We start from the raw sequence: 23,162 nt of genomic DNA on the forward strand, positions 1-23,162 counted from the left end.
GACTCTAAGCAAGTTCAAAATTAATAATAATTAAAAGTTATAACCCTAAATTCTTATTAATATTATGATTGTTTGCAACAGATTTACAAGATTTAATGCGAATTGATATTTTACATAAAAAAACCTTTCAGATTTATCTCATCTGAAAGGTCTTAATAACTGAATTTTAAATGATTTTACAATTTCTGACGATTATCTTCAGAATTTCTATCAATTAACTTATTGTAAGGGTCTACACCAACTTCAGTCGGTTTCTCATCTACAATAATTGATATTTTATTGTCAATAGCCGTAATTTTATGCTTCTTAAGATAGAGTTGCTCTTCTTTCATTTTTCCATCGACATCATTTTCTGTAAAAATGCCGATATCAATATAATCTTTAAGTTGAAGCGATAAAACAGGTTTCGTTTTTCCTTCTGGTAAATATGAAATTGAATCTCTTTCTGTTTCAGAAAACAATTGTTTTCCTTTTTCGTCATTTCTGTATTTACTCACTTGAAACTCTATATCTACTTTGTACTTGCCGTTTTCTAATTTGGTAGATGTTGTGTTTGTAATACGGTTGTCATAAACCGTAATGGTTTCAAACATATCTTTAATAACATATTGTAAACTATCTGGAGTCACCGCTTTTATATGATTTACCATATCTATAGACGTGGTATAAGGTGGTTCTTGAAACTTCACTTTTTCTACATAGGTTTTTAAAGCTCCATTTAAGACATCTTCTCCAATATAATCACTCAATGCATAGAATACTAAAGAGCCTTTTTGATAGCGAATATAGCCTTGTCCATCATTATACATTAATGGTTTTTCACGCTTACGTTCAAACGTTCTTCTCAATAAATAATCATCTAAAGATTTCTTTAAAAACTTACGCATTTGAGGTTTTCCTAATTCTTTTTCGAGAACCTTTAATGCTACATATTCCGACAAACTTTCAGACAACATAGTGGCTCCTAAAACATCAGCTCCAATGACTTGGTGTGCCCACCATTGATGTGCAACCTCATGTACTGTAATCGCGTATGTATAATCTATTCCTCCGTCTTCACTATCATCTACTTCCGCAATAAAACCAGTATCTCCACCAAATGGAATGGTGTTTGGAAAAGACTGAGCAAAACCTCCACTTGGAAATTCTACAATACGTAATTGTCTATGTTGATATGGACTAAAATTCTCGCTGTTATATGCTAACGAGGCTTTCATACCATCCATCATTCTATCCAGATTATATTCATGACCTTTATGATAGTAAATTTCTAGACTAACGTCCTTCCACTTATCCTTTTTCACTTCATACTTTGCGGAATTGAAGGCGTAAAAATTCAAGATTTTACTATCCATTTTATAATTAAAATAGCGTCTACCATCTTTTACCCATTCCTTTTGAAGATAACCTGGTGCAATTGCAATTTGATCTTCACTTGTACTTACAGTCGCTTCAAAATCGATCCAATCACTATCCTTAGCAATATAGGTGTTTCCTAATGCTGTGGAATCTGATGGATGTGGTTTTAACTTATTCGGTGGTAAATCGTATTTTTCACGGGTTTTATCATCCGTAAGCTCACCTCCGTTATATCCTAAACTAGGAAACAATTGCATATTATTAATAAATGTTCCGTTTTCGATAATAGGTGAATTAGAAACCAAAAACGAATTTGGTTTGTTTTTAACCGTGAAGTTTAACGTCATGGAGTCACCTGGCATCAATGGTTGTTTCAACCTATAAATATCAAAATTGTATATTGTATCTTCTGAAACCAAGGTGTTTTCACGACTAAATTTAAACGTACTTGGATAATCATTATGATTTAAGAAAATACTATCAATAGCGGTATCTGTTTTATTAATCATGGCATACTCACCAGACGATTCAAAATTACGATCGTCAATAAACAGATCCATATTTACATTTACGGCAACAATACGTGGTTGTGCATAGTCTTCATATTTCTTATATGTTTTTTCCCATTTAACCCTCATTTCTTCACGTTCCTTAGAAGAATAACGGTCATTATTAATATTTGTCGCTTGATAAATGGTATAACCCGTGGTTAGGAATCCAACTAAAAGCACCACAAATGAAATTGCCATGGGTGTATTAAAACGTTCAATAGCAATCTTTATACGTTCTTTAAATGAATGCGGTAAACCACGAACCCAAAATAACGCGGCAACAAGCATTAAAACTAAGCCACCAAGTACCCAATATAATTTATAAGTTAAATAATTGGATAAGGAATCCCCGTAACCATTCATATCATTGAACCCAAACCCAGGTCCTTCGTTATATTTAAATACCGCTTGTTCTACACCTGCCAAACTTAAAAATGGGATGGCTATAGAAATCACTAAAAGCACAAACAAACCTAGATATGGATTTCTAATTAATGTTTGAATTGATAATGCTAAGAAGGCCCAAATCACATAATTAATTAGTTTTAAACCGAACAGTTCTTTAACATATAAACCAATTTCAATATCAAAATACCCTTTGTACAATTGAAACAAAACACCTGCTATCATAATCACCGTAAGCAATAACACTTGCATTTTAATTATGGCAATAAACTTAGATAAAAACAGCGACCAATTTGGTATTGGTGTCACGTCCTCTAAAGCATTAATGTTGGCTATTTTACTTCTGTTCACCAACATACCTGCATATAAAAACGTACAAATATTAATGGCAAACACAAATGCACTACCACCTCGTAACATTAACCAAGTTCTAGGATACGTTGTTGTTCCGTATGGATTACCTACGTCTGCTAAAGCAATTAAGACAACTATTAATCCGACTAAAACAATACTAATAAAAGGCCAACTTTTAACGATATATTTAAACTCTACATTAGATATTTTCCAAGTCGCTTTTAAATTCTGAACAAAAGAATAATCATTAACCACCTTAGGCAAGTTAATTTTTGTAATGCCTCCAAAATTTCGTTTTATAGAACGTTCTCCTTTTACTTTTTTGAAAAGAGAAAATGACATCGCATTTTGACTGAATGTAAAAAACTTATAAACCAAACCAAATACTAAACTCGCAACACCTAACCAAAGTAACCGATTATATAAGATAACCTCTTTAATAGGAATGTGCATTTCGTTTTGCTCGTAAACCGTCCAATAACGCGTATAATAATCTGAAGCAGATGCTCCAAAAGGATCTAATAAGGCTGCCAAGTAACGACTATCTGGATCAGACAATAAACTTTCTGTGACACCTTGAACAAACAATAACAGTATCACAGTTATAAATCCTGCGGCAATGTTTCTTGTAAAAGTGACTACTGCAAAAACAATTGCACCAAATAGTAAAATATTAGGCAGAATAAAAAGCCAATATGAATTGAAATAAGATGTAATATCAAAAGCTATAACCAAGTCTGAATTAGTGCCTGGTAACCTAAAACCAATAAACATACCAATTCCTATCATCATTACAATAAGCGTAACAATAGTAATGGCACTAAAAAATTTAGCAAATAAATAATTCGCTTTTGTAAACGGATAAGAATATAAAATGGAATGCATTTCACTTTTAAAATCCCGATTTATAGAGGCACCAATTATAGATGGAAATAAAAAGAAAATTAAAATTGTTAAACCATTGAAGAGGCCATTCACTCCAATTGGTGAATTCACAATCCTTGAAGACCCTGTTGTAGCAGTAATGCTATCGAATATTCCTGCTGTTGTTGCTGCCATAAACAGTGACAGCATAAAGAAAATAGCCATATAAATATAAGTAGCCGGTCGTTTTAACCAGTACTTTAATTCGTGAAAAAATATTGTAGAAAACATAGATGTACTTTTTTAAAAATTCAAGATTAATACCAATTTAAACCGCACTTACGGGTTCGTCTTGTTTTAGTGCTATAAAGTACACATCGTCGAGCTGTGGCTCAACAGATTTGAAATCGTCACTTGGTTGCTCATCACTAAACACACGGATATTAAGTGAATTATCTTCGTTATAATTTGAAGACAATAAATTGTATTGTGCTTCATGTGCTTCTAAATCGTCTCTGTCTACCACCTTAGTCCAAATACGACCTATTAATTCTTTTCTTGCTTCACTTGGAGTTGCTTGTTTTAATATACGACCACCATTTAAAATCGCCATATCGTTACAAAGTTCCTTAACATCTTCAACAATATGCGTAGAAAAAATCACCGTACAATTAGTACCAACTTCTCGCAATACATTTAGAAAACGATGACGTTCTGCAGGATCTAAACCAGCTGTTGGCTCATCTACAATAATTAATTTCGGATTATTTAACAACAATTGTGCAATACCAAAACGTTGTTTCATTCCTCCTGAATAACCTGCAACATATTTTTTACGCATGTCATACAGGTTCGTAATATCTAACACCTCTTTGACTAAAGCTTGTCTATCTGTTTTTGAACTAATGCCTTTTAAAGTCGCAAAATAGTCTAGTAAATCTTCTGCAGACATTTTAGGATACACACCAAACGATTGTGGTAAATAACCTAATATTTTACGTAAAGCCATTTTATCTTCTAAAACATTGATATCACCAAACATAATAGATCCAGAATCTGGACTCTGTAATGTTGCAATGGTTCGCATTAAAGAGGATTTACCAGCACCATTTGGTCCTAAAAGTCCAAACATTCCTGTTCCAATTTCAAGATTAAGATTATCAATGGCCTTTACTCCATTTTTATATGTTTTAGTAAGGTTAGATATAACGAGCTTCATGATTTTGAATTTAAGTTTATGGTTAGTTGATGGATTAGTATAAAAATAGTTCAATTTGTTACAAAAAAAATTCAAAAGCTATTAAAAGCTTAGCAAATCCTTTTATTTTTACAGAAACTCAAAATAAGTATTATGGCTTCAAAAAGCATTCTTAATAAAAAATCAATAGATTTCTTAGAAAAATATTTAAATAACGCCTCTCCTACTGGTTACGAATGGGAAGGACAGAAAATCTGGATGGATTATTTAAAACCATACGTAGATGAATTTATAACAGATACTTACGGATCTGCAGTTGCCGTAATTAACCCTGAAGCAAAATATAGAGTTGTTATTGAAGGACATGCCGATGAAATTTCTTGGTATGTGAATTATATTTCGGATAATGGGTTAATATATGTGATTAGAAATGGTGGAAGTGATCATCAAATTGCTCCAAGTAAAATTGTAAATATCCATACTAAAAATGGTATCGTTAAAGGTGTCTTTGGTTGGCCAGCAATTCATACCAGAAGTAAAGCCAAAGAACAAGCTCCAAAGCCAGACAATATAACTATTGATATTGGGGCAAAAGACAAAGAGGAGGTTGAAAAAATGGGCGTACACGTAGGCTGTGTTATTACCTATCCAGATGAATTTCATATTCTAAACAAAGACAAATTTGTGTGTCGTGCTTTAGACAACAGAATGGGTGGTTTTATGATTGCTGAAGTAGCGCGTTTATTGAAAGAAAACAAGAAAACATTGCCATTCGGACTTTATATTACCAATTCTGTACAAGAAGAAATAGGTTTACGTGGTGCTGAAATGATTACACAAACTATTAAGCCAAATGTGGCTATTGTTACAGATGTAACTCACGATACAACCACTCCAATGATTGAGCAGAAAACACAAGGTTATGCTGAAATCGGAAAAGGTCCAGTTATCGCTTACGCTCCAGCTGTACAACAAAAATTAAGAGATTTAATTACAGATACTGCTGAAGCAAATAAAATACCGTTTCAACGTGCTGCACTTTCTAGAGCTACAGGAACTGATACTGATGCTTTTGCTTACAGTAATGGTGGTGTCGCTTCTGCCTTGATTTCTTTACCATTGCGTTACATGCATACGACAGTAGAAATGGTGCATAGAGATGATGTGGAAAATGTGATTAAATTAATTTATGAAACATTATTAAAAATAGAAGACGGAGAAACTTTTAGTTACTTCAAATAAATCGCTAAGCTAGATTTGGTAAAACAATAATTTTAAAGACCTCAAAGATTTCTAAAACCTTTGAGGTCTTCTTACAACTATGGACGAACTACTAGATATTGTTACAAAGCAAGGTCAACCAACAGGAAAAACAGCTTTAAAATCTGAAGCACATGCCAAAGGTTTGTACCATAACACCATTCATTTATGGTTATATACATCTAGAGGCGAAATTCTTTTACAACAACGCTCTCACAAAAAAATCATTTTCCCTTTACTTTGGGATGTTTCTGTTGCAGGACACATTGATGCAGGTGAAACTTTTATTGAAGCCGCTTTACGTGAAACGGAAGAAGAAATCGGTTTGAAATTAGCACCTAATAATCTTCAACATATCGGAACTTTTCTTCATGAAACGAGTTATGCTGATGGTAAGATTCAGGATAATGAATTTCATCAGGTTTATATTGCGAAATTGAATGTTTCGCTGAATGCATTAGTGAAACAAGAATCAGAAGTTGAAGCACTCAAATTAGTGACGCTTGAAGACTTTGAAGATCTATTAAAAAACAGTAAAACCAACATGCATTTTGTGGCCAGTAATTATGACTATTATCTTAAAGTACATAAGGCCATAAAGAACAAATTACTTAAGCTGTAATAATTAATAATCCTATTAAAATAAAAACCCCAACCTATTCGGTTGGGGTTTTATCAGCTAGTCACGGCTGAAACCATTAATCAAATTTTGATTAATAAATAGCGATCCCTACATCCTATTTTGTGGCTTCAAATCGCAAATATGTTAAAAAATCTAAAATTAAATTTTCATTTAAGAAAATCTCCCTTACTAATAACAGCTTCAAAAGTAAAACTGAAACAGTCAAAATGTGTCCGTTTCAATATTTATAATATTTAGTTGTTGATATGTTTTAAAGGCTTTATGAATTTCATTCTTAATCTCCTCTCTTACAAATTTGGGTTGTAATACTTCTACAAAACTTCCATATTTTAAAATTTGTTGACGCAACTCAAAATTATAGCTCACAAATAAATTGATAGTATAAAATCCATCTAAGACGTTTTCTAAATCCTCTTTTTGTGAATGATGCAATTTTAATGATTCTAAATAAGGTTTCTGACTATTATGAAAACGTAAAACGATTGTCCTTGGTTCATAATCACTAAAATTTAAGCCAACAGTTGAATATAGCTTTTCACTCGCTTCTTTCGTTTTATTTTTAAAAGATTTGTTAGTTAAAACTTTTAAATTCTCTATACGATCCAATCCAAAGACTCTAAATCCAGCAGAAGTCTCTCCTACAATATACCACCTGTTTTCATATTCTTTCAGCAAATGAGGTTTGATCATATGGGATTTTGATATTTCCCTTTCTGTGTGATAAAAACTGGTATGCTGAAAACTAATTTCCTTTCTCTTATCTATGGCTTTTAAGATGATATCAAAATACTGAAAATTTTTCACCAAACTAGTGTCATCTAAAGCTAAATATTTATGAGTTTTATTATCTAAAGAAATGACCTTATTCAGCACATTAGAAAATGCAATTCGTTTAAACAGATTAGTGAGTAATGTAAATTCTTCAATATCGTCGAGGTCTAATTTATAGCCTTTTGTTTTATCGTTGTATATTTTAAATCCAATTTTCACTAAAAAACTAAAGTCTCTATTTAATGTAGACGTCGAAAAATCTAAACCTTCTTTTTGTTGAGCTACTTCTATTTGATGGGAGGTCACCAAATCTTCATTATTTTTTAAAAGGTCTAGAAAAATTATAAACCGTCTAATATCATTACTCATAAATTGTGTATCTATTTTACTTTCCCGTTATACGGGAAAACTACGAATTAAATTTGTTTTAAATTTTAAAAACAATAGTATTATGGATTTACAAAAATCACAATTAGATCAATTAAATCATTTATTCAAAAGCTGTGAAACCATTTCAAGTGACATAGCTGATATTTCTGGAGAAGACAAAACCACTGTAACACTTCTTACGGTAGGTTTAATTTTAGCCATCACAGGATTCTTACGGTCTGTGAATTCTTAAACTTATAATTAGTATAAGCCAATTAAAAAAATCAAGTTAACATTTTTAAAATCTAATATTTATGAAAGATGAAAAAACAACTGAAACTGGAATAGTAGCAACCATTGGTGCTGCAGGTGCTGGAGTTGGAGCTCTGATTGCTGTTTCTGCCGGAATTGCTTTTGCAATACCCATTGCTGTTGGTGCAGGTGTGGCTTGCATTGGCTATGCAATTGCTAAAACGGAAGCTTAAGTTTAATAACCTCGAAGTTAATAACTTTGGGGTTTTGTTTTTAAGTTTTACTTCCCTTATATATTGTAATATAAACTCTCCGATTTTCAGCTCTACTTTGCTCAAGATCACCAGTATTAACGAACTGATCTTTTCCATAAGATTTAGTTTCAATTTGCTTGCTGTTTATATTTTTCGAATTTAAATAATCTTTTATTACTTGAGCTCTATTAATAGAGAGTATTAAATTATATCGATCAGTTCCTAAATCACAAGTATAGCCTTCGAGTAATAAGGTATAATCATCCCCTAATTCTATGAACTGTTTAGCAAAATGAGTCAAGAATAAACCATCAGATTCTGATATCTCAGTTTCATTTTTATCGAATAAAACTTGAATTTTTGAAGGAATGCCATTGTTATCTTCTGAAAAACGTTTGAAGGCTGTCAAATTATCCACAGCTTCTCCTAGGCTAACAATCTGTTTAATTACTGTTGCTTCATTTGATTTTAAAATGACATTATCTATCTCCATAGTGTCATTATCAACCACACCTTCAAAAGTGGCGTCTGGAGTGATTTTTTGATTATAAAAGTAAAAGGATCCAGAGGCTATTAACAATACAAGGCCAAGTATTACCCCTATAACCAATTGCTTATTCTTTTTGACTTTTTCCTTACATTCTACACAAATTTTCTCATCAACAATACTTGATTCAAATGATTGTTTACATTTAAAACATTGCTGTTGTTCGCTTGTACTATTTTTCATACTCTTTAATTTAAAACCATCTTCTTGATGATATTTCGCATTTTTCAAATTCTATTCCAGTGAAAGATTCCCTTTCAATAATATCTTTAATTATATCATTTACGAAAATATGTATTAAAGCTTGAGATACTTTAAATATAGGATGAGTCTCTTCTTCAATAAAAACATATTTATCAATATGCATAATAGTTTTATCTGAGAAATAAATAATTTTTGATTTCCTTTTATTAAGTAATTCACTGGAATGATATAGCACATTGATTGCATAATACTCTTGTTCACCCACAAGGACAGGAAGAAATTCGGCTAAATTGGCTGTTCCAATGAATATTAATTTCTCTTTAACTTTTTTATTTACAATAGGTATTAAACCTAATATCATTGATATGTCACATTTAACTGACGAAGTTTGAAAGTTCCATTCCATTTTTGGTATCTCCCACAAATTAAGCATTGACTTCCCTTCGAATCCATTATCGAGTAATTCTAAAAACTCGGAACCTGCAAACAACTCAGCAAACTCATATTTTTTATTTAATTTATAGATGCTCATTTCCTAATTAATTTTGTTCTAAAAATATCATTTTTAAAAGGAACTCGATTTAGTCTTAATTCACCTTTATACACTTTCTTTTTCACAGTTGATAGTGCTTCAATAAGTTTATCTTGTGTTCTTGCATTTTTTAATATTTCATAGACTTGATCGTAATATTTACAATTGTGACTACCTTGATGGACTTGTCCACGGGCAGATGTCATTTTATACCCTTTTTGCCCAGCTACCGGATGTCCACCTGGCAATCTCAATCCATTAATGGCACTGTTGATATCTATTGAGTGTTTCGCAAGAATACTTACTAATTTTAACGAGTTTGGGCATTTTGAATCATTTCCTATAAGGTGATGAGCCTGTGTGCCTTTTATTGATTTCGACCCTGCTTTAGTCATATTCTTAGAAAGTACACTACCACTTTTACCGTACCCTAATAATTGCTTAAGAGTATTTGCCTTATCATTCACTACTCTTTTACTTGCTGATATATTTAGAGTCTGTTTTCGAAATCCACCTTTAATTAATCTTTTAGCCGGTAATTTAATCTTATTTATGATACCATTTTTAGCGATGGCAATACTAAATATTTTTCCAAATGTTTTTCCTTTGTTTATTATTGGTTTTAGAGTTTTTATAAGGATAGGCCTAATTATATTTCCTGTTTTCCTTAATACGGGAGGAGCTACAAGTGTAGCAGCTCCAATAGTAGCAATTTTTCCAGCTTCAGTTACGGCCTCTTTAGCCTTTTCAAACTCACCATTCTCGTAATATTCTGCTGAATCGATGCTTGCAGATAAGGCATTCAATCCTTGTACTCCGGCATATCCTACCGCTGCACCTTTACTAACACTGTAAGCACCAGCAGCAAGAACTAAACTAGCACCGCCAGTTAGAGGTGCAGCCACTGCGGCTACCACCGCAACAGCTAATGCTGCTGTTTCTACATAAATTAAAACGTCACCAAATTTATTTATAGAAGCTTGATGCTTTTTAAAGAAATCATTAGCTTTATATATATTTCTTCTATTAGGTGTAGCAGAATTTGTTTCTCTATCCTCCTGTCTTGTCCACTCCCCATCGTTGGTTGGTATTCCATTTACAATTGGACCTTCATACAAATCTCCATTAGGAAACAGAATACTTGCTTGTTCAGGAAATTTCCCTTCTTCACTCCAAACTGCAGTGAAAACAATTGTCGAATCTCCTTCCTTTAGATAGAGAGAACCTTCTCCGTAAATTTTACCATCAAAAAAATCTCCCTGATATTGACTTCCATCGTTGTATGTAAAAACACCAATACCATTAAATAAATCATTAGCAAACTCTCCTTGATATACATTCCCATTTTCATATAGATAAGAACCGTTACCGGACCTTATGTTATCTTCGAAATGACCTTTATATTCATCCCTTACATTTTTATATTCAACTTCACCATAACCTTTTACAATTCCGTTAACGATGTCACCAGTATAACTGAAAGTTTCGGTTTCTATAGTGCCATTTCCATCTTGAATGCCCGATTTCCAGTTTCCTAAGTAACTATTTCCGTTTTCATATTGATAATAACCAAGTCCATGAAACTTATCATTAGCCCACTCACCTTGATAGAGTTCATCTTTATAAAATAATTCACCATATCCAGACTTCACGTTATCAACGAAATCTCCGTTATAAATAGAAAAATCGGAATAAACGCAATAAGAATGACCATTTAGTTTTCCGTTCTCCCATTCTCCAGAGCTTTGGAAACTATCAGATATTACCTCGGCATAGCCATCAAGTTTTCCATCAGCCCAATTTCCAAAAAGAGTATCATTTTTATAAGTTATTAGTTCACCTTCACCACTTGGTTTGTTGTTTTTGATAAACCCAAAATAGACTCCGTAATCATAATTAACCCTTACTTTTTCAACATCTGTAATTTCGCCTTCACTCCATATTCCTACTTTTGTAGTGTTATCATCAAGGTACTGAACACCAAATCCATGATATCTGCCATCCTTCCAATCTCCTGAATATCTTAGAATCTTTTTTTTGTAATAGTTAAGCGTACCATCTGGAATACCACTTTTAAACTCCCCAGAATAAATATCTCCATTCTCTTTTAGCAAAACACCTTTCCCTTCGTACAAACCATTTTTAAGACTTCCTACGAAGTAATCTCCTTTATACTGATATGCTTCTTCTTTATTTATGGCACCATAGAAAGCTAAGTTATTTTTTTTGTAATTTTTTGATTCAATTAAAGAGTCATTGATAAAAACTCTTAATTCTCCCTCTCCATGAATGTAACCCTCAAACGTATCTCCATCCCATTGGTATGTTCTATTATCTATAATTGACCATAAAAAACAATCACAATTTTCAACCTTAACCCAAGCCTTAACTAATTCGGGAGTTTGGATGCAAGATTCCAATGTTGAAAGTAGAATTACTAATAGTAAGAGTTTTATTTTCATTTGTGTTTTACCTAATTAAATTATTCAACTTATACTAAAAACAAGATCAAAACAGCATTCGTTTGTAGCTGTACAAAAATTAAAACATTCTATATTCATCAGTATTTTTAGCTTAAAGATTTATCTAGTTTTAGCTGCACATTTATTGCTCGTTTCGTTTTCATTTCAAATGTTGCCATTAAATTATATAATTTAAATAGTCGTTAAATCATCCTCAGAAATCAAATTCCATTTATGAAACACAACTTCAACAGTATTTTCTAAAGATTTACAAGTCGTACTCGTATTTAATTGAGAAGTCACAGTATCATTTTTGTAGATGCCACAGATATTGCATTTATAGGTCGCCATAAGTTGGTTGTTTTGGGGTAATTTCTAATAATTCTCAAATCTATTTTTGTAATCGACAAAATGTGTCCGTTTCAAAAAGTTATTTTTAAGGACATGAAATTAGACTGTCTTTATAAGACATAAAAACATTAAAGGAGAAAACTAGACAAGGAGAATGTAATTAAAGGAATCTACTCATAATAACCCAACATTAACTCCAAATGATGCTTTACATAAGCTTTTACATGTAACGGACTAACCACCTTAACCCAAAGATTGTATTTTAAAATTTCCATTAAAAATTCATAGTTAGGTTCTACATACACTTTAATTTCACCCCAAATATTAGGGTTTTTATAGTCTAAGTTGTTCGTGTCAATATCTTTTGGACGTGTTACAATCTGCTGGGAGTGATGCAACGGATTATTTTCTAAATACTTAAAGTGGTGATTGGCGACTTGTATATGAATCCATTCCGCATTGATTTCCGATTTTAGAATGCCTATAACATTTTTAAAATAGTCTTCAGAGCTAAAAACTACGGGTTCTTTAACTTTTCGCTTGCTTATAGATAAACTCTTTATTCTATTATCTAAACAAAAGGCATAAATGCCATAGCGTTCATTATACGCCATTAAATACCAAGCTTTATTAATTTCCTTAATATGAAGCGCCTGAAAAAAGCCGTTTATGGTCTTAAAGCCATCATCATACCAACCATGATAAGTTATTTCAATTAACAAATGTTGCTCTATAGCTTGAATTAAAGGCACCAAATCCACTTGCGAGCTCAACGAACTACGTGCTGTAGTTACATACGTTTTCCATGCATGGGCATGGTGATGCAAGAGATAGAGTTCTGTTTTTTCGTAAACCTCTTTTAATACTTCATTTATTTCATAGTCATCAACAAAGTAACCGTAATTCCTTTTGTGTGTAATATTAGTATGATAATACGATTTTATTTTTTCTAGATCGCGCTTAATCGTTTTTTGACTGTGCAGATTTAATTTACTGTAAAGAGGATCGTCTATATTATTTACACGTAACTGATCTAAAGACCTTTGCAGATCTTCCAAGGGAACAAAACCATTTTTTTCAACTCCATAAACTTTAGGGTTTGAAATAATGCGTAATATATAATAGCGACGAAGAAACTCTGGAGTCATTTAATGGATTGAAAAACGAATGTAATAATAATCGCTCAAATGACTAAAAAGAATCGGTTTTTATATCTTTGAAAACCCAAACATATTTCATGATATCGGTTTTTAGTAAGAAAGATTTTATTGCTACCAAATGGTTTACCTTAGAAAAACTTATTCAACTAATTACAGGTGTACTCATTGTTCCTCAAATCTATAGCACATTAGGCACCGTAGATATTGGCAAGCTTAAATTTGTAGAATCTATTTTAGGTATGCTTACTCCTTTATTTTTTTTAGGCTTATCAGGTATTTGCATTAGAGAAATTGTATTTAAGCCAAAACAAAGTGAGCAAATATTAGCAACCGCTTTTTACCTTCGTCTTATGAGTTGGATTGTAATTTTCATAGGAATATTAATCTATTTTAACATCTCAGAAACCAGCCCTTTAAAGGGATTGTATTACATTATAACCCTTAGTTATCTTTTTAAGCTTACCGACGTTTTTGAATATTATTTACTAGCAAAAAAACAGACAAAAATCATATTCATAAGTAAAATTACGAGTTTAATTATTATTGTCTCCTTACAATACTATGGTGTTAAAAACCAACTAGATGTTTATTTTTTTGCAAAACTCATTGTTCTAGACTTTATTATTCAAGGCTTAATTTATGGCATCATTTTAAAGTATGAAAAGCAATTTTCATTTAGACAATGGATCTTTTCATGGCCTTTAGGAAAATCATTATTAAAAATGGCATTTCCTTTAATGATTTCCAATGGTTTAATTATGTTTTATATCACCATTGACGAGCTGTTTCTAAAATACTTTCTTGGCGATCATGCCAACGGTATTTTTGCCACTGTTCAGTTTCTCGTTATTGCTCTAAGCTGGAATATCGGGTTCTCTATTATCAATGCCTTATATCCTTCTCTTGCAGAATCCTATAAAAACGATAGTTTGCTTTATGCACTAAAAATAAAAAAACTATTAAGTATCATGTGTGTCTTAGGTTTATTAATTGGCTGCTTATATACACTTTTCGGAAATACCATTTTAAACACTTATTTTACTGAAAGCTATGCCGAAGCAAAAACACCTTTATTAATTTTTTGTTGGGCACCACTTTTTGTATTTATTGGAATGATTTATGAAAAACATCTAATCAATACCAACGATTTGCAGAAAAACGTCTATCGTTTTATCATTGGCTGTCTATCCAACATTATCTTATGTTATTTATTAATCCCTATATGGCACGTTACAGGTGCTGCCATTGCCGTTTTAGCAAGTCATTTTATAACTAACATTGTATACGTTTTTTTAGACACTAAAAGTAGAAAGCAACTTCTACACCTTTTTTAATTATTTTTGATTTATGAATCTACTCTTACTAGCTATTGCACCTGTACTTGCTATTCTTATTTATATTTATGTTCAGGATAAACACGAAAAAGAACCGAGAAGATTACTCCTTTTAAGCTTTCTTTTTGGTGCTATAATTAGTATAATCATAGTATTTGTCTTGTATTTCTTTACAGGCAGACTAATTCCTGTTACTGATCAATTTAGTGTTGGACAACAATTTATTCAAGCGTTTGTGGTGGTTGCTTTAGCAGAGGAATTTAGCAAATATGTTATTGTCAAATATTATGCACAACCAAAAAAAGCCTTTAACGAGCCTTACGATGGCATTATCTATGCCGTTATGGTATCTATGGGATTTGCGTGTACAGAAAACATCATGTATGTTTTAGATGGAGGTTACCAAACTGGCATATTACGTGCTTTTACGGCAGTTCCAGCACATGCAACATTTGGTGTCTTAATGGGATTTTACATGGGGAAAGCAAAATTTTCTAAGAACAGATTACGTCTTAATTTAATGGGTTTATTACTCGCAACTATATTTCATGGAGCCTACGACTTCTTCTTATTTATAAACTTTATTCCAGGAATTTCAATTGGTGCATTTATCTCTTTAATTATAGGAATTGTATTATCTAAAAAAGCAATTAAAGCACATCAAGACAATTCGCACTTTAAAACGTAATAAAATAGCAATCAAACCAATAACAATTAACTTACATGAAATATTTTAAATAATAATTAGCAAATCGCCTTATAAATTTATTATTTTATGTAGCTTTAACTATAAACAACAAAACACGTAAAATCTCTACTTTATGTATAAAATAAAAGTTAACGGTTCTCATACCTTCGATGTATCTAAAGAAGCTATGGAAACCTTAGATATTGTTGAAACATCAACAAATCAGTATCATGTTCTTCACGATAATACCTCTGTAAAAGCTGAAATCTTAAAAACCGACTTTAATAAGAAAACTTATTCCATTAAAGTGAATAACAACACTTATGATGTTGATATTTATGATACTATAGACCAGCAAATTGAAGCTTTAGGTTTTGAAATCGGAGCAACAAAACAAGTCAATGATATTAAAGCACCAATGCCAGGATTAATCTTAGAGATTACTGTAAAGGTTGGTGATGAAGTTAAAGAAGACGACACCTTATTAATTCTTGAAGCCATGAAAATGGAAAATGTAATTCATTCTCCTCGAGAAGGTGTTATAAAATCTATCCTGGTAAATGAAAGAGAAACTGTTGACAAAAATATGCTTTTAATTGAGTTTGAATAAAACCAAACCTCAGTTTTAGTATTATGTGAAGTTGTAACAGCATGTATAGACAACCTTTTTGTAACAAAAGTGTTTCGATAGTTCTGCTAAACATAGTCAAAGTGATATTAAAAGATAAAGTCTAATTTAAAAGATATTCCGTTTTCACGGAACACTAAAGATGAAAAAATTATTAGTAGCAAATAGAGGAGAAATTGCCATAAGAGTGATGCAAACGGCAAAAAAAATGGGCATTAAAACAGTCGCTGTATTTTCTGAAGCAGACCGTAATGCTCCACACGTAAAATATGCAGACCAAGCTGTTTGTATTGGTCCTGCTCCATCAAACGAATCGTATTTAAAAGGCGATAAAATTATAGAAGTTTCAAAATCACTTAACGTAGATGCTATTCATCCAGGTTACGGTTTTTTAAGTGAAAATGCTGATTTTGCCGAATTGTGCGAAGCCAATAATATTATTTTTATCGGTCCACGTTCTAAAGCAATTAAGCTAATGGGTAATAAATTAGCCGCTAAAGAAACCATAAAGGGTTATGATATTCCCATGGTTCCTGGAACAGATGAGGCCATTACAGATATTCCTAAAGCCAAAAGCATAGCCAAAGACATCGGTTTTCCAATCTTAATTAAAGCTTCGGCTGGAGGAGGCGGAAAAGGGATGCGTATTGTTGAAAATGAAGCAGAATTTGAATCGCAAATGAATAGAGCGATTAGCGAAGCAAAGTCTTCCTTTGGCGACGGTTCTGTGTTTATTGAAAAATATGTGGCATCACCAAGACATATCGAAATTCAAGTCATGGCTGATACCCATGGTCATATCATTCATCTTTTTGAACGTGAATGTTCCATACAACGTCGTCATCAAAAAATAATTGAAGAAGCACCTTCTGCTGTATTAACACCAGAGTTAAGAGAAAAAATGGGACGAGCTGCCATAAACGTAGCGCGTTCTTGTGATTATGTTGGAGCCGGAACTGTAGAGTTTCTATTAGATGAAAATTTCAATTTCTATTTCTTAGAAATGAATACCAGACTCCAAGTAGAACATCCTGTTACCGAGTGGATCTCCGGAGTGGACTTAGTTGAACTTCAAATTAAAGTAGCAAGAGGTGAAAAACTGAATATCAAGCAAGAAGACTTAAAAATAAATGGTCACGCCTTAGAACTTCGTGTTTATGCAGAAGATCCTATGAATGACTTTTTACCTAGTGTTGGAAACTTGGAGGTTTATAAACTTCCTGAAGGACACAACATCAGAATAGATAATGGTTATGAAGAAGGTATGGATATTCCTATTTACTACGACCCAATGCTATCTAAACTGATTACTTATGGTAAAACAAGAGACGAAGCAATTGCACTTATGATTACTGCAATCAACAACTACCAAATACAAGGTGTACACAGTACGTTACCTTTTGGTCGTTTTGTGTGTGAACATGATGCTTTTAGAAGTGGTGTTTTTGATACTCATTTTGTAAAAAACTACTACTCTTTCAGCTTACTAAAGGAACAACATTTATTAGAAGCTGAAATTGCCGCCAAAATTGCATTAAAGCATTTTTTAAAAGAACAAAAAGTATTACGAGTATCTAGTTAGTTGCTTTAAAACATGAACTACTTTAATTAAAACTTCACATAAACTATATAAGTTTTTCATCTTTAATAGTTTTAGAATAAAAAATTACAATGAACAACAAAGTAAAAATATTAAACGAAAAACTAGCTCTAGCAAAACTTGGAGGTGGACAAGCACGAATAGATAAACAACATCAAAAGAAAAAATTAACAGCACGTGAACGCGTCATATACCTTTTAGACGAAGGTTCATTTGAAGAAATTGGAGCTTTAGTAACACACAGAACTAAAGATTTTGGTATGGCCAATCAACAGTTTTATGGAGATGGTGTGGTTACGGGTTATGGCACTGTAAATGGCAAATTGATATATGTATTTGCTCAAGATTTTACTGTTTTTGGAGGATCGCTATCTGAAACTCACGCTGAAAAGATCTGTAAAATCATGGACATGGCTGTAAATGTTGGAGCACCATTGATTGGTCTTAACGATTCTGGTGGAGCACGTATTCAAGAAGGCGTGCGCTCTTTAGGTGGTTATGCCGATATTTTTTATAAAAACGTTCAAGCCTCAGGTGTAATTCCGCAAATCTCTGCGATTATGGGACCTTGTGCTGGTGGAGCTGTGTACTCTCCTGCTATGACGGATTTTACACTTATGGTTGAGGACACCAGTTATATGTTTGTCACTGGACCAAATGTTGTAAAAACCGTAACTAATGAAGAAGTCACTAGCGAAGAACTTGGTGGTGCTAGTGTACATTCTTCAAAATCTGGAGTGGCACATAAAACATCTACTAATGATGTAGAGTGCTTAGAAGACATCAAGTCACTTTTAAGTTATTTACCACAAAGTAATAAGACAAAACCAGATGCGCTTCCGTTTAAACTAAAAGAAGAAGTGAGAGATGCACTGTCTTCAATTGTTCCTGAGAACCCAAATAAACCTTACGATATGCACAACGTCATAAAAGGGATTATTGATGCGGATTCTTTTTACGAAATTCATAAAAACTACGCAGAAAACATCATCGTTGGTTTTGCGCGTTTAGGAGGCAAAAGCATTGGGATTGTTGCCAATCAGCCAATGTTCTTAGCCGGAGTTCTCGATGTAAACAGTTCTAAAAAAGCTGCGCGATTTGTACGTTTCTGTGACTGTTTTAACATTCCGCTTTTAGTATTAGAAGATGTACCAGGTTTCTTACCAGGAACGGATCAAGAGTGGAATGCTATTATCACTAATGGAGCTAAGTTGCTTTATGCGTTTAGTGAAGCTACAGTACCAAGAGTTACTGTTATTACTAGAAAAGCCTATGGTGGAGCTTACGACGTTATGAACTCTAAACATATTGGAGCAGATATGAACTTTGCTTGGCCTAATGCTGAAATTGCAGTAATGGGAGCTAAAGGCGCTGCTGAAATTATCTTTAAGCGTGAAATTACTTCTGCAGACGATAAGGAAGCTAAATGGAAAGAAAAAGAAGCTGAGTATGCTGAATTATTTGCCAATCCATACAGTGCTGCTGAACGTGGTTTTATAGACGAGGTTATTTTACCACAAAACACAAGGCGCAAATTAATAAAAGCGTTTAGCATGCTTGAAAACAAGGACATCGCAAAACCTGATCGTAAGCATGGAAATATTCCACTTTAGATGAGATAGAGTTAAAAACAGAAACCTGCTAAGACTATAAAACTTAGCAGGTTTTTATTTTAAATCGATAATTCCAACTTATATATACTATTAAATCAATTGTTCATTTTTTATGATTCAAAGCTTGAAAGGCATTTATATCTTAGCTTGAAACGTATATAAATCATAATAACGGCCTTCTGCTTTTAATAATTCATCATGATTACCACGCTCTACTATTCGACCATTTTCTATAACTAAAATCTGATCTGCTTTTTTAATAGTACTCAATCGGTGTGCAATAACAATAGTTGTTCTGTTATTAGTTAACTCCGATAAACTTTTCTGAATTAAACCTTCACTTTCGGTATCTAAATTAGAAGTTGCTTCATCTAAAATAATAACTTTAGGATCTGCCAAAATAGCTCTAGCAATAGCTATACGTTGTCGTTGCCCTCCAGAAAGCTTCACACCACGCTCACCTATTAAAGTCTCTAAACCTTCATCAAAACGGTCTGTAAATTCATTTACATAAGCGGCTTTTACAGCATTTTGCAATTGAGCCTCCGTAGCATTAGGTCTTGGAAACATAATATTATCACGAATTGTGCCTTCAAACAAAAATTCGTCCTGCAACACAACACCCAAGTTTTTTCTAAAACTTTGTAATTTCACCTGTGATAAATCTTTACCATCAATTGTAATGGTTCCTGATTTTGGATTTAAAAATGTTGCTGATAATCCTGCTATTGTTGATTTACCCGAACCTGAACTCCCAACCAAAGCAACCACAGAGCCTGATGGCGCATTAAAACTAATATTATGCAAAACAGGCTTATCTTTTTCATATTCAAACGAGACATCTTTAAAAATCAAATCTCCTTTTAAAGCTTCTAATTGAATTGTTCTATTGTCGTCATCTTCTTCAGCAGTTAAATTCATTAACTCTTCAGTCCGATCTAAACCTGCTAAAGCCTCTGTTAATTGGCTACCAATATTACTCATCTGTACAATTGGTGCTATCATAAAACCAAGCACTAAGGTAAAGAATAGGAATTCTCCAGACGTCATACTCCCTTCAATCATGTAATAACCACCAATTCCCATAATTCCAGTAGTGGCAACACCTATTAAAAAGGTGGACGAACTTGTCATGAAAGCTGTTGCTGTTAAACTCTTTTTAACATTCTGAAAAATATCATTTACTCCTTTTTCAAAAACTTTATTTTCTTGTTCTTCAGCATTAAATGCTTTTATAACGCGAACACCAGCTAATGTTTCGGTTAATCGTCCTTTTACTTCTGCATTAATTTTTCCTCGGGTTCTAAATATTGGACGAATATATTTAAAGGCTTTTAAAGCTATAATTGCAAAAATGGATAACGGAACAAACACAAAAAGCGTCATCCAAGCATTTAATTTTATTAAAATAATCATAGAGATAATGGCCGTAAACGTACCACCAACTAACTGTACTAATCCTGTACCTATAAGATTACGAACACCTTCTACATCACTCATAATACGCGACACTAATGCTCCGGATTTAGTATTATCAAAAAAACTAATAGGTAAAGACAATACTTTTTTTTGTACTTGAGCACGCAATTCGCTGATAAGATATTGTGCTTGAACACTCAAAATTTTAGTTAAGGCAAATGATGTAACGGCTTGAACTGTTATGGCTGTAATTACAATAGCGATTAAGACATACAATTGGTCAAAATCTTTGTTAGGCACCACATCATCTAGTAACACCTTACTTTGCCATGGTAAAATAAGTCCTGATATACTGCGAATAACAATAAGTAATAAACCTAAGAAGACTAATTTACGTCGTGGCCAAATAATAGTCTTAAAAGCACTTAATATGGTTACTTTAGGCTTATCTGTTTTAGACCTTTTAGGTGTCTCTTTTAAGTGTTGCATGCTTTTTTTAAATTTTATGCAAAGATACGTTTTACAAATCTCCTAAAGCGGCAACTCATAAACAGAAATGTAATTTTAATCTAGAAGTCGTCTGTGGTAATTAATCTGCCCTAAATGATAGGCCAAATGGGACGACAAATGCACTAAAAAATATTCAGTGGTCATTGGCGCATTAAAAACTTGAAGTTTATAGTCTGCTTGTAAATCTTCAGTTGATAAGTTGGTTAAGGTCTTTTCAACAATTACAATAGTCGCTTTCAAATCTTTAATTAATTCGGCTTTAGGAATATTTTTTAGCGAAAATTCTAATTCACGGTTTCTAACATAACCCGATTCTCCTAAAATAGCACCTATAAAATGATTTAAATTGGAGACAACATGTAGACTTATATTTCCTGCTGAATTTGTGATTGATCCTTCTGTTTTCCAAAGGCAAGATTCATCTTTATATTGATTAATTTCATCTATAATACCGTTAAGATCTCTGCTAATTAATTTAATTAATGTCTCTTTAAGCATACCGTGGATTTATATAATATTTTAAACTTATATTGCTACTGTTTCTCATCAAAAATAGACAATAATTCTTACTTTTGCGCCATGAAAAACCAAACTCGGTCTCAATTTGAATTTGTGGTACTAATGGCAGCTTTAATGTCTATAGTTGCACTATCTATTGATGCGGTTTTACCAGCTTTACCCAAAATTGGTGATTATTTAGGTAGTGTAAATGAAACTGAAAATCAAAAACTTATTACCACCATTTTTTTAGGCTTAGGTTTTGGACAGCTTATTTTTGGACCTTTATCTGATACTTTTGGACGTAAACCTATGGTTTATTTTGGCTTTGTTGTGTTTATTATTGCATCCATTATTTGCATTACAACACGTAATTTTGAAATGATGCTTTTTGGTCGTGTACTGCAAGGTATTGGTTTATCCTCTCCAAGAACCATGAGTACCGCTATAGTTAGAGATTCTTATAGTGGCGACCATATGGCAAAAATTTTATCTGTGGTAACTATGACTTTTATTTTGGTCCCTGTAATTGCACCAATGCTAGGTCAGTTTTTGTTATCTCATTTTGGATGGCACTCTATCTTTACTGTAAATTTAGCTTTTGGATCCATTATTATATTTTGGTTTTGGAGGCGACAACCAGAAACGCTTCATGAGAACTATCAAAAATCATTTCGATTCTCTAATTTCAAGTCTGGTACTATTACATTTTTCAGAATAAAATCGGCTGTTATTTACACGTTACTTTCGGGTTTAATTACAGGATCTTTTATGGTGTACTTAAGCACCTCTCAGCAAATTTTTCAAGTTCAATATGAATTAGGAGATTTATTCCCTTATATTTTTGGTAGTTTAGCAGTAACTATTGGTCTTTCTACATTTTTAAATAGCGCCATAGTTATCCGATTTGGCATGTGGAATCTAGTACATATTGCTTTAATAGCATTTGTAATTAACTCCTTAATTTATGTGATTCTTTTTTGGTCTGGAATAAATCCCCCTTTAGAACTATTAATGGTGTTTTTAATGATTCAGTTTGCAAGTGTTGCGTTCTTATTTGGAAATTATAGAGCATTAGCCATGCAACCTATGGGACATATTGCAGGAATCGGAGCTGCGCTTAACGGCTTTATTTCTACCGTTATGGCTGTACCTATAGCTAATTTTATTGGCAGTTTTATTAAAACATCAGTGCTACCCTTATTTATTGGATTTTTTGTAACAGGATTAATCGGTTTAATCTTATTCTATAGTGTAAAAAAACCAGTAAGAGTAAAAGCTTAGTGTTTTAAATAATTGCTTTCACTCTCCTGGTTAGATTTAATTCCTGACGTTG

The 23,162-nt window shown here is 32.6% G+C and carries 20 protein-coding genes; 10 read left to right on the forward strand and 10 right to left on the reverse strand.

The genetic code is table 11. From position 1 onward, the window contains the following. Positions 1–176: 176 nt before the first annotated feature. A complete protein-coding gene (locus tag HM981_RS11440; RefSeq protein WP_179338937.1) occupies positions 177–3,824 on the reverse strand; it encodes an ABC transporter permease/M1 family aminopeptidase in 3,648 nt (1,215 codons plus the stop codon). Positions 3,825–3,861: 37 nt separating this feature from the next. Then, on the reverse strand, positions 3,862–4,752 hold the full coding sequence (locus tag HM981_RS11445) for an ABC transporter ATP-binding protein (protein WP_179338938.1): 891 nt from the start codon (positions 4,750–4,752) through the stop codon (positions 3,862–3,864). 132 nt (positions 4,753–4,884) lie between these two features. Between HM981_RS11445 and HM981_RS11450 the strand changes: the two genes are divergently transcribed. Then, on the forward strand, positions 4,885–5,973 hold the full coding sequence (locus HM981_RS11450; RefSeq protein WP_179338939.1) for a M42 family metallopeptidase: 1,089 nt from the start codon (positions 4,885–4,887) through the stop codon (positions 5,971–5,973). A gap of 79 nt (positions 5,974–6,052) precedes the next feature. Then, positions 6,053–6,613 (forward strand): NUDIX hydrolase, encoded by a 561-nt coding sequence (locus HM981_RS11455; RefSeq protein ID WP_179338940.1) that lies wholly within the window; start codon positions 6,053–6,055, stop codon positions 6,611–6,613. A gap of 222 nt (positions 6,614–6,835) precedes the next feature. Here HM981_RS11455 and HM981_RS11460 read toward each other — a convergent pair whose 3' ends face one another. Further along, entirely contained in the window at positions 6,836–7,774 is a 939-nt protein-coding gene (locus HM981_RS11460) for a helix-turn-helix transcriptional regulator (RefSeq protein ID WP_179338941.1), read from the reverse strand. An 82-nt stretch (positions 7,775–7,856) separates the two neighbouring features. Between HM981_RS11460 and HM981_RS11465 the strand changes: the two genes are divergently transcribed. Both HM981_RS11465 and HM981_RS11470 read left to right on the forward strand, forming a co-directional pair. Continuing rightward, the gene (locus HM981_RS11465) at positions 7,857–8,027 is read left to right on the forward strand and encodes a hypothetical protein (RefSeq protein ID WP_179338942.1); all 171 of its coding nucleotides are present in this window, start codon (positions 7,857–7,859) and stop codon (positions 8,025–8,027) included. Between the two features lie 61 nt (positions 8,028–8,088). Beyond that, on the forward strand, positions 8,089–8,259 hold the full coding sequence (locus HM981_RS11470) for a hypothetical protein (protein ID WP_179338943.1): 171 nt from the start codon (positions 8,089–8,091) through the stop codon (positions 8,257–8,259). Between the two features lie 40 nt (positions 8,260–8,299). Here the strand turns inward: HM981_RS11470 and HM981_RS11475 are convergent, their stop codons facing one another. The 5 genes from HM981_RS11475 to HM981_RS11495 all read right to left on the reverse strand — a co-directional run bounded on the left by HM981_RS11475 (position 8,300) and on the right by HM981_RS11495 (position 13,524). Then, the gene (locus HM981_RS11475; protein ID WP_179338944.1) at positions 8,300–9,010 is read right to left on the reverse strand and encodes a phosphate ABC transporter substrate-binding/OmpA family protein; all 711 of its coding nucleotides are present in this window, start codon (positions 9,008–9,010) and stop codon (positions 8,300–8,302) included. Between the two features lie 10 nt (positions 9,011–9,020). Beyond that, on the reverse strand, positions 9,021–9,563 hold the full coding sequence (locus tag HM981_RS11480) for an imm11 family protein (protein WP_179338945.1): 543 nt from the start codon (positions 9,561–9,563) through the stop codon (positions 9,021–9,023). Then, on the reverse strand, positions 9,560–12,025 hold the full coding sequence (locus tag HM981_RS11485) for an AHH domain-containing protein (RefSeq protein ID WP_179338946.1): 2,466 nt from the start codon (positions 12,023–12,025) through the stop codon (positions 9,560–9,562). Before HM981_RS11485 ends, HM981_RS11480 begins: the two co-directional genes overlap by 4 nt. 192 nt (positions 12,026–12,217) lie before the next feature. Then, the gene (locus HM981_RS11490) at positions 12,218–12,376 is read right to left on the reverse strand and encodes a hypothetical protein (RefSeq protein WP_179338947.1); all 159 of its coding nucleotides are present in this window, start codon (positions 12,374–12,376) and stop codon (positions 12,218–12,220) included. Between the two features lie 170 nt (positions 12,377–12,546). Further along, a complete protein-coding gene (locus HM981_RS11495; RefSeq protein ID WP_179338948.1) occupies positions 12,547–13,524 on the reverse strand; it encodes a helix-turn-helix transcriptional regulator in 978 nt (325 codons plus the stop codon). Between the two features lie 89 nt (positions 13,525–13,613). Between HM981_RS11495 and HM981_RS11500 the strand changes: the two genes are divergently transcribed. The 5 genes from HM981_RS11500 to HM981_RS11520 all read left to right on the forward strand — a co-directional run bounded on the left by HM981_RS11500 (position 13,614) and on the right by HM981_RS11520 (position 19,399). Further along, positions 13,614–14,870 carry a flippase gene (locus tag HM981_RS11500; protein WP_179338949.1) on the forward strand — a complete coding sequence of 419 codons (1,257 nt, stop codon included), beginning with the start codon at positions 13,614–13,616 and terminating at the stop codon, positions 14,868–14,870. Between the two features lie 13 nt (positions 14,871–14,883). After that, positions 14,884–15,558, forward strand: a complete 675-nt coding sequence (locus HM981_RS11505; RefSeq protein ID WP_179338950.1) for a PrsW family intramembrane metalloprotease — start codon at positions 14,884–14,886, stop codon at positions 15,556–15,558. 133 nt (positions 15,559–15,691) lie between these two features. Then, a complete protein-coding gene (locus HM981_RS11510; RefSeq protein WP_179338951.1) occupies positions 15,692–16,168 on the forward strand; it encodes an acetyl-CoA carboxylase biotin carboxyl carrier protein subunit in 477 nt (158 codons plus the stop codon). A gap of 160 nt (positions 16,169–16,328) precedes the next feature. After that, positions 16,329–17,768 carry an acetyl-CoA carboxylase biotin carboxylase subunit gene (accC, locus tag HM981_RS11515; RefSeq protein WP_179338952.1) on the forward strand — a complete coding sequence of 480 codons (1,440 nt, stop codon included), beginning with the start codon at positions 16,329–16,331 and terminating at the stop codon, positions 17,766–17,768. Between the two features lie 89 nt (positions 17,769–17,857). Beyond that, the gene (locus HM981_RS11520; protein ID WP_179338953.1) at positions 17,858–19,399 is read left to right on the forward strand and encodes an acyl-CoA carboxylase subunit beta; all 1,542 of its coding nucleotides are present in this window, start codon (positions 17,858–17,860) and stop codon (positions 19,397–19,399) included. Between the two features lie 135 nt (positions 19,400–19,534). Here the strand turns inward: HM981_RS11520 and HM981_RS11525 are convergent, their stop codons facing one another. After that, complete coding sequence (locus HM981_RS11525; protein WP_179338954.1) at positions 19,535–21,307, reverse strand: ABC transporter ATP-binding protein; 1,773 nt, start codon at positions 21,305–21,307, stop codon at positions 19,535–19,537. Between the two features lie 75 nt (positions 21,308–21,382). Beyond that, entirely contained in the window at positions 21,383–21,826 is a 444-nt protein-coding gene (locus HM981_RS11530; protein ID WP_179338955.1) for a DinB family protein, read from the reverse strand. A gap of 81 nt (positions 21,827–21,907) precedes the next feature. On the opposite strand from HM981_RS11530, the gene HM981_RS11535 reads away from it, so the two are divergent. Then, on the forward strand, positions 21,908–23,110 hold the full coding sequence (locus HM981_RS11535; protein ID WP_179338956.1) for a multidrug effflux MFS transporter: 1,203 nt from the start codon (positions 21,908–21,910) through the stop codon (positions 23,108–23,110). Positions 23,111–23,162: the final 52 nt, after the last annotated feature.

The sequence above is a fragment of the Winogradskyella ludwigii genome (assembly GCF_013403985.1).
Lineage (GTDB): Bacteria > Bacteroidota > Bacteroidia > Flavobacteriales > Flavobacteriaceae > Winogradskyella > Winogradskyella ludwigii.